This is a genomic window from Ralstonia sp. 22086 (assembly GCF_052045975.1).
Classification (GTDB): Bacteria; Pseudomonadota; Gammaproteobacteria; order Burkholderiales; family Burkholderiaceae; genus Ralstonia; species Ralstonia wenshanensis.
The window spans coordinates 702,373-714,761 of sequence record NZ_JBQEPZ010000003.1 but is presented as its reverse complement, the minus strand read 5'-3'; the positions used below and the strand labels follow the sequence as shown (position 1 = coordinate 714,761).

Here is a 12,389-nt window from a genome sequence, read left to right as displayed (position 1 = left end):
CAGCCGTCACAGCCACGCGCCACTCCGCGCATGTTCGATCCCGGTTTGTTAAGAACTGAAAAGAAACGTTTGCGGGCGGGCAAGTTTCGAATTCGCGCTACAGGAATTCGCTTTGAAAATCGGGTTGCAGTCCGTACACTGAACAATTACTACATTGTGATGTGGCGGGCTTTTACGCCGCATCCGACCCATTGCCTCGGCAATGGTTGCCTTTCCAGTTTTCCAACGTGTTCGAGCCAAGGCGTCCCATGGTCAACGTCGATACCAAGCTGCTGGTGATTTTTGTTGAGCTGCTCAGCAAGCGCAACGCCACCTACGTGGCTGAAAAGATGCACATGACCGCACCGGCTGTCTCGCATTCGCTGGGCCGTCTACGCGAAATTTTCGACGATCCCCTCTTCATCCGTGTGCCGCATGGCCTGACTCCCACGCCCAAGGCGCTGGAACTGGGCCCCAAGGTGCGCGAGATGCTCGACTTGTGGGCCGCCATCAACGAAGGCGACATCGCCACGTTTGACCCGGCCGAAGCCACCGGCACGTTCAATGTCAGCTTTGCCGGCACGCTGGGCGATGCGCTGTTCGATCGCTTCCTGTTGCGCATCAAGCGGCTGGCGCCGGCACTGCAGGTGCGCCTGACCGAGTCGTCCTCGTGGGAAGCCGATGTAGCCGCCATGCGCGCCAACGAGCTGGATCTGGCGTTCTCGCCGTTCCCCACGCGCCACCCTGAGATCATGGAAGAGGTGGTGACCTCCTTCAACATGTGGGTCTGCGCACGCAAGGACCACCCGATCCTGGGCGAACGCTGCACGCTCGAGCAATACCTCGACTGCGAGCACATCTTCATCGCGCAGGGCAGCCCCGGCAGTCGCGTCGCTCCCTCGCTCATTCCACTGGACTACGCCTTGCAGCAGCGTGGCCTCAAGCGCAACTCGACCATGACCGTGCATAGCTGGCGCACACAGGGCGAAGTGGCCGCCCAGACCGACATGATCTTCACGGTCAACTCGCTGATGAAGGATATGGTCTGCAAGATGTACGACCTCAACGCGTTCCCGCTGCCGGCGGAGCTTGAAACCGTGCTGGGCCTGAACATGCTGTGGCACCGCAGCCGCAACACGCATCCAATGCTGGTGTGGGCGCGTCAGCTCTTCAAGCAGGTCGTGGCCGAATACACCGGGCAGGCGTCGGGTGTTCCGGCGCATCCGCCCATGCAAGCCAATGCGCACGGCAAGGCCGAGAAAGGCGGCCAGGGCGACGCAGAAAAGGAGGGCGAGACGCGGTTGTCCGTCTGACATCCGCCATCTCGCCGCTCCAATGAAAAACGGCCGCAGACGATGCGGCCGTTTTCTTTTGCGATAACGCTTCAGCGCTTTGGTCGGTGCGGGCAGGCTTCCTTCACGCAATTGCCATAGAGCGACAGCGCGTGCTCCTGCAGCGCAAAACCGCGCGCTCGGGCAATGCTCTGCTGGCGCTGCTCGATCTCGGCATCGAAAAATTCTTCCACGCGGCCGCAATCGAGGCACACCAGGTGATCGTGGTGCTTGCCTTCGTTGAGTTCGTAGATCGCCTTGCCGGATTCGAAGTTGTTACGTGACAGCAGCCCCGCCTGCTCGAACTGCGTCAGCACGCGATAGACCGTGGCCAAGCCAATGTCCATGTGCTCGGCGAGCAGGATGCGGTACACGTCTTCGGCGCTCATGTGGCGCTCTTCGCTGGTCTGAAAGATCTCGAGGATCTTCAACCGCGGCACCGTGGCTTTCAGACCGATGTTCTTGAGGTCTGCAGGACTCGGCATGCGCCAGGCTCCCTAGAGTACAATGTTCGGATTCCAATCATAAGGGTTTTGGCGGCAAAAGTCCTATTGACGGGCCTGCACGATGTGCCTGGCCCTCGCCGATTCCTCCCGTACCGGCATGTCCGGAACCGTTTGAAGGCCGATCGCTCATGACCTTTTCCTTTGCGCGCAGTCCTGTCCGTTTTGCCCACTTCGCCCGTCGCGGCGGTCTGATGGTGGGTGCCATGCTCGCTGCGTCGGCGTTGCTGGCCGGATGCGGCACCTATGACAGCACCACGCGCAAGATCGCCAATGCCATCACGCCGTATCGCATCGATATCGTGCAAGGCAATTTCGTTTCGCGCGAACAGGCGGCGCAGCTCAAGGAAGGCATGACGCGCGACCAAGTGCGCTTTGTACTGGGCACGCCGCTGTTGACGGATATGTTCCATGCCAACCGCTGGGACTACATCTTCTCATTCAAGCGGGGCAACACGGCCGTTGTGCAGGAGCGCAAGCTGACCGTGTGGTTTGACGGCGATCGCCTGGCCAAATGGGTGGGCGCGGATGAACTGCCGTCCGAATCGGAGCTGATCTCCGAAATCGACGGCATCAAGCGCCCGAAGAAGGACGCCGCGCAAGCCGCCGCTGCTGCGGGTGCCGCACCGGCAGCGCGTGCGCCGTCGATTCCATCGGCTGAAGCAGCCGACCGTGTGCAGTCGACCACCGGCTCCAAAAACAAAGTTGACGTGACGTTGCCGGAGCACCGCACCGGCGGTGGCGGTACCGACACCAGCGTTCCGCCGCCGGCCACTACGTCGCCCTGAACGCCCAGGGGCGCACGTAGCCAGAACACCGGCGCACCATCTTCGAGCGAGCGGCGGACGGGTTCCGCCGCTTGTGCGTTTTACAGACCGCTTTCTCTTTTGCAGCTTTTCGCTTCCACCGACATGAAAATTGCGATTGCAGGCGCCTCGGGCCGCATGGGCCAGATGCTGATCGACACCGTACTGCGCACGCCGGGCGTGACGCTGGGCGCCGCGCTGGACCGCCCGGGCAGCGATGCCGTAGGCCAGGACGCGGGCGCCAAGCTTGGCAAGACCACCGGCGTGATCGTGACCGACGACGTGCGCGCCGGGCTCTCGCAGGCCGACGTGCTGATCGATTTCACGCGTCCTGACGCAACGCTCAATCACCTGAATGTGGCGCGTGAGCTGGGAACTGCCGTGGTGATCGGCACGACCGGTTTCACGGCCGAGCAGAAGGCCAGCTTCAAGACCTACGGTGAATCGATCGGCGTGGTCTGGGCACCGAACATGAGCGTGGGCGTGAATGCGACCTTCAAGCTGATCGAAGTCGCCGCCAAGATCCTGGCGCAGGGTTACGACGTCGAGATCATCGAGGCGCACCACAAGCACAAGATTGACGCGCCGTCTGGCACCGCGCTCAAGATGGGCGAGATCGTGGCCGAGGCACAGGGTACCAAGCTGGCCGACCGGGCCGTCTATGCGCGCGAAGGCGAGACCGGCCCGCGGGAGCTGGGCACCATCGGTTTTGCCACCGTGCGCGGCGGCGACATCGTGGGCGACCACACCGTGCTGTTTGCCGGTGACGGCGAGCGCATCGAGATCACGCATCGCTCCAACACGCGCCAGTCGTATGCCGAAGGTGCCGTGCGCGCTGCAATCTACGTAGCTGGCAAGAAGGGCTTGTACGACATGAACGACGTGCTCGGCCTGTAAATCAGGCGGGCTGGAAAGGGGCGCCGGCAGGCCTGTCCGGCGCCCTTTTTCTCCACTCGCGATCGCCCGGATGGGGCGGGTGGCGACGGTATAATCGGGCCTTTTCCGTTATTCAATCCGGCTGCGCGCGTTGGTGGCGCGGCTGCAATCGCCCGGGGCACCCGGACGACCCATCACCATGCAAGACAAATACTCCCCGTCTGAAGTCGAACAGCAAGCGCAGCAACACTGGCAGGCCCTGGACGCCTACCGGGTGACCGAACACGCGCGCGCTGCTGACGGCTCGGACAAGCCCAAGTTCTACGCCTGCTCGATGCTGCCGTATCCGTCGGGCAAGCTGCACATGGGCCACGTGCGCAACTACACGATCAACGACGTGATGACGCGTCAGCTGCGCATGAAGGGATACAACGTGCTGATGCCGATGGGCTGGGACGCCTTCGGCATGCCGGCGGAAAACGCGGCGCTCAACAACGGCGTGGCACCGGCTGCATGGACGTACGACAACATCGCTTACATGAAGAAGCAGATGCAGTCGATGGGCCTGGCGATCGATTGGTCGCGCGAAGTGGCGACCTGCAGCCCCGACTACTACCGCTGGAACCAGTGGCTGTTCCTGAAGATGCTCGAAAAGGGCATCGCCTATCGCAAGACCGGCACCGTCAACTGGGACCCGGTTGACCAGACCGTGCTCGCCAACGAGCAGGTGATCGACGGGCGCGGCTGGCGCTCGGGCGCGGTCGTGGAAAAGCGTGAGATCCCGATGTACTACCTGGGCATCACCAAGTATGCGCAGGAGCTGCTCTCCGACCTCGACCCGCTTGGGTGGCCCGAGCGCGTCAAGCTGATGCAGCAGAACTGGATCGGCAAGAGCGAGGGTGTGCGCTTTGCCTTCCCGCACAACGTTTCCGGGGATGACGGCAAGCTCATCAACGACGGCAAGCTGTACGTCTTCACCACGCGTGCGGACACCATCATGGGCGTGACCTTCTGCGCCGTGGCCGCCGAGCACCCGATCGCCGCGCATGCTGCGCAGACCAACCCGGCACTCGCCGCGTTCATCGAAGAGTGCAAGCACGGCAGCGTCATGGAAGCCGACATGGCCACCATGGAAAAGAAGGGCATGCCGACCGGCCTGACCGTCACGCACCCGCTCACGGGCGAATCCGTGCCGGTGTGGGTCGGCAACTACGTGCTGATGACCTACGGCGATGGCGCCGTGATGGGCGTGCCCGCGCACGACGAGCGCGACTTTGCCTTCGCCAACAAGTACAACCTGCCGATCAAGCAAGTCATTGACGTAAAGGGCCAGCCGTACGACACGACCACCTGGGCCGAGTGGTACGGTGACAAGGAGCACGGCGTGCTCTTCCACAGCGGCAAGTACGACGGCCTGAACTACCAACAGGCCGTGGATGCCGTGGCCGCAGATTTGGCCGCCAAGGGTCTCGGCGAGAAGAAGACCACCTGGCGTTTGCGCGACTGGGGTATCTCGCGCCAGCGTTACTGGGGTACGCCGATTCCGCTGATTCATTGCGAGAGCTGCGGTGTCGTGCCGGTGCCCGAGCAGGATCTGCCGGTGCGCCTGCCCGAGGATCTCGTTCCGGACGGCACGGGCAACCCTCTCGCCAAGGACCCGCGCTTCCTGGAGTGCACGTGCCCGTCGTGCGGCAAGCCCGCGCGCCGCGAGACCGACACGATGGATACCTTCATCGATTCGTGCTGGTACTACATGCGCTATACGTGCCCGGACGGCGAGACCATGGTCGACGCCCGCAACGATTACTGGATGCCGATGGACCAGTACATCGGCGGTATCGAACACGCCATCCTGCACCTGCTGTACGCGCGCTTCTGGACCAAGGTCATGCGTGACCTGGGCCTGGTCAAGTTCGACGAACCGTTCACCAACCTGCTCACGCAGGGCATGGTGCTCAACGAGACGTACTATCGCGAAGACGCCTCGGGCAAGAAGCAGTGGATCAATCCGGCCGATGTTGACGTGCAGACCGACGAACGCGGCCGCCCCGTGGGCGCCACGCTCAAGGCCGATGGCCAGCCCGTGGTGATCGGCGGCGTGGAGAAGATGTCGAAGTCGAAGAACAACGGCATCGACCCGCAAGCGCTGATCGACCAGTACGGTGCCGACACGGCGCGCCTGTTCACGATGTTCGCCGCGCCGCCCGAGCAACAGCTCGAGTGGAACGACGCCGGTGTGGAAGGTGCCTCGCGCTTCCTGCGCCGTCTGTGGAACTTTGGCGTGGCCCATGGCGACGCCATTCGCGCCGGTCATGGCAATGGCGTCGTGGCGGGTGCAACGGATGCCGATCGCACGCTGCGTCGCGAGCTGTACACCGTGCTTAAGCAGGCCAACTACGACTACGAGCGCCTCCAGTACAACACCGTCGTCTCGGCGACGATGAAGATGCTTAACGCGCTGGAAGGCGCCAAGGACGCCGGCGCCGATGCGCGCCGCGAAGGCCTGGGGCTGCTGCTGCGCGTGCTGTATCCGGTGGTGCCGCACATCACGCACGTGCTGTGGACGGAACTGGGCTACGCCGGCGTGTATGGCGACTTGCTCGACGCCCCGTGGCCGCAGGTCGACGAAGGCGCGCTGGTGCAGAGCGAGATCGAACTCGTGCTGCAGGTCAACGGCAAGGTGCGCGGCAGCATCGTCGTGCCCGCCGACGCCGATCGTGCTGCCATTGAAGCGATTGCCGCCAAGGATGAAGCGGTCCAGAAATTTGCTGAAGGCAAGCCGCCCAAGAAGATCATCGTGGTGCCGGGCCGTCTGGTGAACGTGGTGGCCTGAGCGGCCATCCCACTCAAGGAACGCATGGTTATGTCGTTGTCCCGAGGTTTGTCCCGCCGCCGCTTTGGTCGCGCTGTCCTTGCCGTGGCGATCGCGCTGCCGGCGCTGTCCGCCTGCGGCTTCCACATGCGGGGCAATGCCGATTTCGCGTTCAAGCGGCTGTACATCAATCTGCCGCAGAACTCGCAGATGCGGGCGCAGTTGCGTCGCTTGATCGACAACGGTTCCGACACCATCATCGTGTCGGACAAGAAAGACGCCGATGCGCTGCTTGACGTGCTGGCCGAAGACCGCGTGAAGACCATCTCGTCGCTCACGCCGCAAGGTGTGGTGCGCGAATATCGCATCACGTATCGCTTCCGCTTCCAGCTGCGCGATGCGCACGACAACTTGCTGATCCCGCCATCGGAAATCACGCAGTTCCGTGATCTCTCGTACAACGAGACGCAGGTGCTTGCCAAGGACTACGAAGAAGCGGCGCTCTACCGCGACATGCAGGGCGATACGATCAACCAGCTCGTGCGGCGTCTGGCCGCCGTGAAGCTGCCGTCGTAAGCGGCGGATCAGGGCAAGGTTTGCCATGCAATTGCGGCTCGATGCGCTCGAAGGTCATCTGAAGCAGGCCACCGCCAAGGGGCTCGCGCCGCTTTATGTGGTGCATGGCGACGAGCACCTGCTCGCGCTGGAAGCCGTCGACGCGCTGCGCCAGGCCGCACGCGCGCAGGGCTTTACCGAACGTGAGGTGATGAGCGTCGAGCGCGGCTTCTCATGGTCGCGCGTCACCGAGGCGCAGCAATCGATGTCGCTGTTCGGGGATCGCAAGATCGTCGAGCTGCGCATTCCGTCCGGCAAGCCCGGCAAGGATGGCGGCGAAGCCTTACGCGCATTGGCTGCGGGCACACCGTCCGGCCCCGCCACCGATACCCTCACGTTGATCACGCTGCCGCGTCTGGATTTTGCGACTGCCAAGTCGGCGTGGTTCGCGGCGCTGGAAGGCGCTGGCGTGTCGATCAAGGTCGATTCGGTGGATCGCACCAAGCTGCCCGGCTGGATTGGCGAGCGCCTGGCGCGCCAGCAGCAGCGCGTGGAGCCTGGCGAGCCCGGCCGCCGCGCGCTGCAGTTCATTGCCGACCGTGTGGAAGGCAACCTGCTGGCCGCGCATCAGGAAATCCAGAAGCTTGGTCTGCTGCATCCGCCGGGCGTGCTGACGTTCGACGATGTGCACGACGCGGTGCTCAACGTGGCGCGCTACGACGTGTTCAAGCTGTCGGAAGCCATGCTGGCGGGCGATGTGCCGCGGCTGGTCCGCATGCTCGAAGGCCTGCGCGGCGAGGGCGAAGCGACCGTCCTGGTCCTCTGGACGTTGACCGAAGAAATTCGCGTATTATCAAAAATCGCCTCGGGCGTGGCCCAGGGCAAACCGGTGGCGTCCATGCTGCGGGAGCTTCGGGTCTGGGGCCCGCGGGAGCGGCTGGTGCCGCAGGCGGCCCAGCGGCTGTCGCAGCGCGAGCTGGAAGGCGCGCTCTCGATGGCTGCCAAGCTGGATCGGCAGGTCAAGGGGTTGCGCGAACCATTGCTTCCGGCTGAACCATGGGATGGCCTGCTGCAACTGGCGATGCGCATCGCGCGGCCGGGCAGCCTCCCGGTGCCGGCCTGATCCGCGCCATCGGCGCAAGCCTCCGAATTGTCCTCACACTGAATTTGCCGGCAGTCCGCCGGTCGCGATGATCATGAAGCAGCTCGACGTGAACGAATACATGGCCCTGGTTGGCCGTCAGGCGCGCACCGCCTCGCGCGGCATGGCACGTGCCGGCACCGCGCAAAAGAACCGCGCGCTGTTGCATATTGCGGCCGCCGTCCGTCGCGATGCCGCCAAGCTCAAAGAGATCAACGCCCGCGACGTCGAGCGTGCCCGCGCCAACGGCCAGGATGCAGCCTTCATCGACCGCCTCACGCTGACCGACCGCGCCATCGACACCATGGCCGCTGGCCTGGAGCAGATCGCCGCGCTGCCCGACCTCATCGGCGAGATCAGCAACATGAAGTTCCGTCCAACCGGCATCCAGGTCGGCCAGATGCGTGTGCCGCTTGGCGTGATCGGCATCATCTATGAGTCGCGGCCGAACGTGACGGTGGATGCCGCGGCGCTGTGCATCAAGTCGGGCAACGCGACCATTCTGCGCGGCGGCTCCGAAGCGATCGAATCGAACGGCGCGCTGGCGGCGCTCATCGAGGAAGGGCTGGCCGATGCTGGCCTGCCTGCCAATGCTGTGCAGGTGGTGGCCACCACGGACCGCGCGGCGGTCGGCAAGCTCATCACCATGACGGAGTACGTCGATGTGATCGTCCCCCGCGGCGGCAAGAGCCTGATCGCGCGTCTGATCGAAGAAGCTCGGGTGCCGATGATCAAGCACCTGGACGGCATCTGCCACGTCTACATCGACGTCGATGCCGACATCGAGAAGGCCGTGCGCGTATGCGACAACGCCAAGACGCAGCGCTACGCGCCGTGCAACACGATGGAAACGCTGCTTGTGTCGCGCGACGTGGCTGCACGCGCGCTGCCGCCGCTGGCAAAGATCTACCAGGACAAGGGTGTGGAACTGCGCGTGTGCCCGGCCACGCGTGCCACGCTGGAAGCTGCCGGTTTCGGCAATCTGAAGGACGCCGTTGAGGCCGACTGGCACACCGAATACCTCGCGCCGATCCTGTCGATCCGTACCGTCGACGGCCTGGACGCCGCCATCGAGCACATCAATACCTACGGCTCCGCACACACCGATTCCATCATCACCGAGAACTATTCGACCGGCATGCGCTTCCTGCGAGAGGTCGATTCGGCCAGCGTGATGATCAACGCATCCACGCGCTTTGCCGATGGTTTCGAGTACGGCCTGGGCGCCGAGATCGGCATCTCCAACGACAAGCTCCACGCGCGCGGGCCGGTCGGGCTGGAGGGGCTGACCTCGCTCAAGTACGTCGTGTTCGGGCACGGCGAGATTCGCACCTGATATCGCTTGCTGCACGTTAAGCGCCGCCACGAGCGGCGCGCTGTTTTTTCCGATCGCGCTTCACATCATTCACGGGACGGTTCGCATGCTCTGGGTCAAAGCCTTTCACATCGTCTTCATTGCGTCGTGGTTTGCCGGGCTGTTCTATCTGCCGCGTATCTTCGTCAATCTTGCGATGGAAACCGAGCGCGCGGCCATCACGCGCCTGCTGATCATGGCGCGCAAGCTGTTCCGCTTCACGACCATGCTGGCGATTGTCGCGATCCTGCTTGGGCTGTGGCTGTTCCTGGGATATCGCATCGGGCTGTATCCGCCCAATGGCTGGATGCACGCGAAGCTCGCACTGGTGCTCGTGACGATCGGTTATCACCACGGTTGCGGCGTGCTACTGCGCAAGTTCGAGGCGGGCGCCAATAAACGGTCCCACAAGTTCTATCGCTGGTTCAATGAACTGCCGGTACTGTTGTTGCTGGCGATCACGATCCTGGTGGTCGTGAAGCCATTCTGATTTTTTCTGGTTTTCCGATGGCAACTGCTTACTTCGCGCCATGCCCCCGCGGGCTGGAACAGGCGCTGGCCGATGAACTGGCCGAAATCGCCATCCGCCCCGAGGTGGACGAGCTGGCCGCGTTCGAGGTGGGCCGCACCGTCCCGGGCGGCGTGCACTTCTTCGGCACGCAGGGCGCGGCGTATGCCGTCAACCTGCACAGCCGCATTGCCAGCCGCGTGCTGATGCGGCTCGGCTCGCGCGGGTATCGCTCGGAGGACGACATCTACGCGCTGGCCGCCGCGCAGCGCTGGGAAGATTACTTCACGCCCGACGAGATGATCCGCGTGGACGTGACGGCGCACAAATCGCCGTTGCAAAGCCTGAAGTTTGTCGGCCTGCGCGTGAAGGACGGGGTGTGTGACCGCTTCCGCCAGCGCATGGGCGCGCGCCCGAGCGTCGATACGGTCTCGCCCGACGTACGCATCTACGCGTACCTGACCGAGACGGACTGCACGATCTACCTCGACACCACCGGCGAGCCGCTCTTCAAGCGCGGTTGGCGCCAGGAAAAGGGCGAGGCCCCGCTGAAGGAGAACCTCGCCGCCGGCATCCTGCGCCTGACGGGCTGGACGGGTGCCCACGGCATGCCGTTCTACGATCCGATGTGCGGCAGCGGCACGTTCCTCGTTGAAGCTGCGCAGCGTGCGCTTGGCATTGCGCCAGGCGGGCAACGCGCTTTTGCCTGCGAGTGGTTGCAGGACCATGACGCCAAATGTTTCAAGCGCCTGCGCGAAGCCGCCGCCGATGCGGCCGCGGCATCTATGCGCCGTGCGCCGCCGTTGGTTGCTGGTGCCGATATTTCCACCGACATGCTCGCCTATGCCGCTGCCAACTGGCAACGTGCCGGCCTGCCGGGCGAGCCGGTGCTCAAGCAGGTCGATGCGCGCTTCGGCAAGCCGCCATTCGAGACCGCCGGTGTGTTGCTGATGAATCCCCCATACGGCGAGCGTATTGTGGTGCGTGGTGCACACGGCTCGCGCCGTCGCCGGCCGGAAGGGGAGGGCGAGGAAGATGGCACCGTGTTCGAGCGCGCCAGCCGCGCCATGGGCGCCCCGCGCGACGACGGGCGCCGTCCGATGCGTGAGCTGCGTCAGCCCGAACCGCCACCGCCCGTCGACCCCGAGGAAGAGGCTGCCGCCAACGAATTTGCGCAGGCCTTTGCCGGCACGCTCAAGCGCGAGTTCGCGGGCTGGAAGGCGTTCGTCTTTACCGGCGATCTCTCGATGCCGCGTCGGATGCGGCTGAAGGAATCGCAGCGCACACCGCTCTACAACGGCAACATCGAATGCCGTCTGTTTCGCTTCGATATGGTGAAGGGCGGCATGCGCGATCGACCCGAGCGGCCTGCACAGGACGGTACTTCAAACGACAACGCCGACGCATAAGCATCGGCGTTGTGTGACAACTGCGGGCCCGCTTCAGGCGGCCTGCAGATCCTGGAAATGCTCCATCCACGCCGCGAGTTGATCCGGCGTGAGCTGCGTCTGGTTGTCCAGCAGGCGCAGCTTCACCGTCGCGCCATCGCGCTCTGCCGTGAGCGACCAGCCTTTGCCGTCGAGCCACAGCAGGAACGCCAGCCACTTGGCATGCGATTCCGACACCTTGTGCGTGGACGCCGCCTCCAGGAATTCCGTCAGCGCGGTGAGATCCACTACCGCCGCCGCATCGCTGCCCGACGGCGAGACCTTGCCGTGAAGCACCTCCGCCAGCACTTCCAACGCTTGCGCCGCGGGCTTGCTGTCAAAGCGCGACGACAAGTCCAGATATGCCTGCCGCACTGCGTGGCTGAACTCGCCGGTGCGCAGGCTTTCTTCGCCGACCAGCTCGGTGTAATCCTTCATCGCCCAGTCGGGCTGTGCCAGCGATTGCAGGCCAACGGCCGCTGCGGCGCGCAGGTAATCGTTGACGGCGCTGAACGACGACAGCCCCGACACTGCGAGGTACAGCGTCTGCAGCGCGCCGATGCGATGCGTGAGCGTCTGGCTCTGGCGTACGGTCATCTTCTCGCGCAGCAGCGCGTCGCGCTCGCGGCGCAGATCGGAGAACTCCAACGCCTGCTTAAGTTCCACACGCAGCGCGGTGATGTCCCACGGCTTCTTGATGTAACGGTGAATCTGCCCTTGGTTGACTGCCTCAACCGTGTCTTCGATTTCGGAGTAGGCGGTGGTCAGGATGCGCACGAGGTGCGGATAGCGCTCGCGTGCGTAGCGCAGCAGTTCGTTGCCGAGTTCACCCGGCATGCGCTGGTCCGACACGAGCACGCCCAGCGTGGCGGCGTGCTGGTCGAGCATGCGCTTGCCTTCTTCGACCGAGGTGGCGGTGACGACCGGCGCGAGTGAACCGATGGCACGGCCGAAGTAAGTCAGCGCCAATGTCTCGTCGTCCACGTACAGGATCTTGGGCTCGTTGCCCCCGGGATTGGTCATCCGTCACTCCTCATAGCAAATGCAGCCAATACGGCGAACGCGCGGATCACGTGCGGCGTGGTTCGTAGTGTTGA

At 64.0% G+C, this 12,389-nt stretch carries 11 protein-coding genes; 9 read left to right on the top strand and 2 right to left on the bottom strand.

Annotated elements, in window-relative coordinates:
- Positions 1-248: 248 nt before the first annotated feature.
- On the top strand, positions 249-1,292 hold the full coding sequence (locus ACTJK6_RS16530; RefSeq protein ID WP_232040997.1) for a LysR family transcriptional regulator: 1,044 nt from the start codon (positions 249-251) through the stop codon (positions 1,290-1,292).
- A gap of 71 nt (positions 1,293-1,363) precedes the next feature.
- On the opposite strand, the gene fur is transcribed toward ACTJK6_RS16530, so the two are convergent.
- Positions 1,364-1,795, bottom strand: a complete 432-nt coding sequence (fur, locus tag ACTJK6_RS16525; RefSeq protein WP_232040996.1) for a ferric iron uptake transcriptional regulator — start codon at positions 1,793-1,795, stop codon at positions 1,364-1,366.
- A 149-nt stretch (positions 1,796-1,944) separates the two neighbouring features.
- Here fur and ACTJK6_RS16520 point away from each other — a divergent pair, with 149 nt between their 5' ends.
- From ACTJK6_RS16520 to ACTJK6_RS16485, 8 genes are all read left to right on the top strand, one after another.
- Entirely contained in the window at positions 1,945-2,601 is a 657-nt protein-coding gene (locus ACTJK6_RS16520) for an outer membrane protein assembly factor BamE (RefSeq protein ID WP_316870198.1), read from the top strand.
- A gap of 123 nt (positions 2,602-2,724) precedes the next feature.
- Positions 2,725-3,516, top strand: a complete 792-nt coding sequence (gene dapB / locus ACTJK6_RS16515; protein ID WP_232040994.1) for a 4-hydroxy-tetrahydrodipicolinate reductase — start codon at positions 2,725-2,727, stop codon at positions 3,514-3,516.
- A 178-nt stretch (positions 3,517-3,694) separates the two neighbouring features.
- Complete coding sequence (gene leuS / locus ACTJK6_RS16510; RefSeq protein ID WP_440839574.1) at positions 3,695-6,328, top strand: leucine--tRNA ligase; 2,634 nt, start codon at positions 3,695-3,697, stop codon at positions 6,326-6,328.
- A gap of 30 nt (positions 6,329-6,358) precedes the next feature.
- A complete protein-coding gene (locus ACTJK6_RS16505; protein WP_440839573.1) occupies positions 6,359-6,883 on the top strand; it encodes an LPS-assembly lipoprotein LptE in 525 nt (174 codons plus the stop codon).
- Positions 6,884-6,908: 25 nt separating this feature from the next.
- The gene (gene holA / locus ACTJK6_RS16500; RefSeq protein ID WP_440839572.1) at positions 6,909-7,985 is read left to right on the top strand and encodes a DNA polymerase III subunit delta; all 1,077 of its coding nucleotides are present in this window, start codon (positions 6,909-6,911) and stop codon (positions 7,983-7,985) included.
- Positions 7,986-8,058: 73 nt separating this feature from the next.
- Complete coding sequence (locus ACTJK6_RS16495) at positions 8,059-9,339, top strand: glutamate-5-semialdehyde dehydrogenase (RefSeq protein ID WP_433865272.1); 1,281 nt, start codon at positions 8,059-8,061, stop codon at positions 9,337-9,339.
- 85 nt (positions 9,340-9,424) lie between these two features.
- Positions 9,425-9,847 (top strand): CopD family protein, encoded by a 423-nt coding sequence (locus ACTJK6_RS16490; protein ID WP_027680553.1) that lies wholly within the window; start codon positions 9,425-9,427, stop codon positions 9,845-9,847.
- 17 nt (positions 9,848-9,864) lie between these two features.
- The gene (locus tag ACTJK6_RS16485; protein ID WP_316870192.1) at positions 9,865-11,274 is read left to right on the top strand and encodes a THUMP domain-containing class I SAM-dependent RNA methyltransferase; all 1,410 of its coding nucleotides are present in this window, start codon (positions 9,865-9,867) and stop codon (positions 11,272-11,274) included.
- A 33-nt stretch (positions 11,275-11,307) separates the two neighbouring features.
- On the opposite strand, the gene ACTJK6_RS16480 is transcribed toward ACTJK6_RS16485, so the two are convergent.
- A complete protein-coding gene (locus ACTJK6_RS16480) occupies positions 11,308-12,315 on the bottom strand; it encodes a response regulator (protein WP_316870191.1) in 1,008 nt (335 codons plus the stop codon).
- Between the last annotated feature and the right edge of the window lie 74 nt (positions 12,316-12,389).

Excerpts from the sequence above, each read along its gene's own strand:
- ACTJK6_RS16495 (WP_433865272.1), top strand. The coding sequence starts at position 8,059 with ATGAAGCAGCTCGACGTGAACGAATACATGGCCCTGGTTGGCCGTCAG.
- fur (WP_232040996.1), bottom strand. The coding sequence starts at position 1,795 with ATGCCGAGTCCTGCAGACCTCAAGAACATCGGTCTGAAAGCCACGGTG.
- ACTJK6_RS16520 (WP_316870198.1), top strand. The coding sequence starts at position 1,945 with ATGACCTTTTCCTTTGCGCGCAGTCCTGTCCGTTTTGCCCACTTCGCC.
- dapB (WP_232040994.1), top strand. The coding sequence starts at position 2,725 with ATGAAAATTGCGATTGCAGGCGCCTCGGGCCGCATGGGCCAGATGCTG.
- ACTJK6_RS16505 (WP_440839573.1), top strand. The coding sequence starts at position 6,359 with ATGTCGTTGTCCCGAGGTTTGTCCCGCCGCCGCTTTGGTCGCGCTGTC.
- ACTJK6_RS16480 (WP_316870191.1), bottom strand. The coding sequence starts at position 12,315 with ATGACCAATCCCGGGGGCAACGAGCCCAAGATCCTGTACGTGGACGAC.
- leuS (WP_440839574.1), top strand. The coding sequence starts at position 3,695 with ATGCAAGACAAATACTCCCCGTCTGAAGTCGAACAGCAAGCGCAGCAA.
- ACTJK6_RS16485 (WP_316870192.1), top strand. The coding sequence starts at position 9,865 with ATGGCAACTGCTTACTTCGCGCCATGCCCCCGCGGGCTGGAACAGGCG.
- ACTJK6_RS16530 (WP_232040997.1), top strand. The coding sequence starts at position 249 with ATGGTCAACGTCGATACCAAGCTGCTGGTGATTTTTGTTGAGCTGCTC.
- holA (WP_440839572.1), top strand. The coding sequence starts at position 6,909 with ATGCAATTGCGGCTCGATGCGCTCGAAGGTCATCTGAAGCAGGCCACC.
- ACTJK6_RS16490 (WP_027680553.1), top strand. The coding sequence starts at position 9,425 with ATGCTCTGGGTCAAAGCCTTTCACATCGTCTTCATTGCGTCGTGGTTT.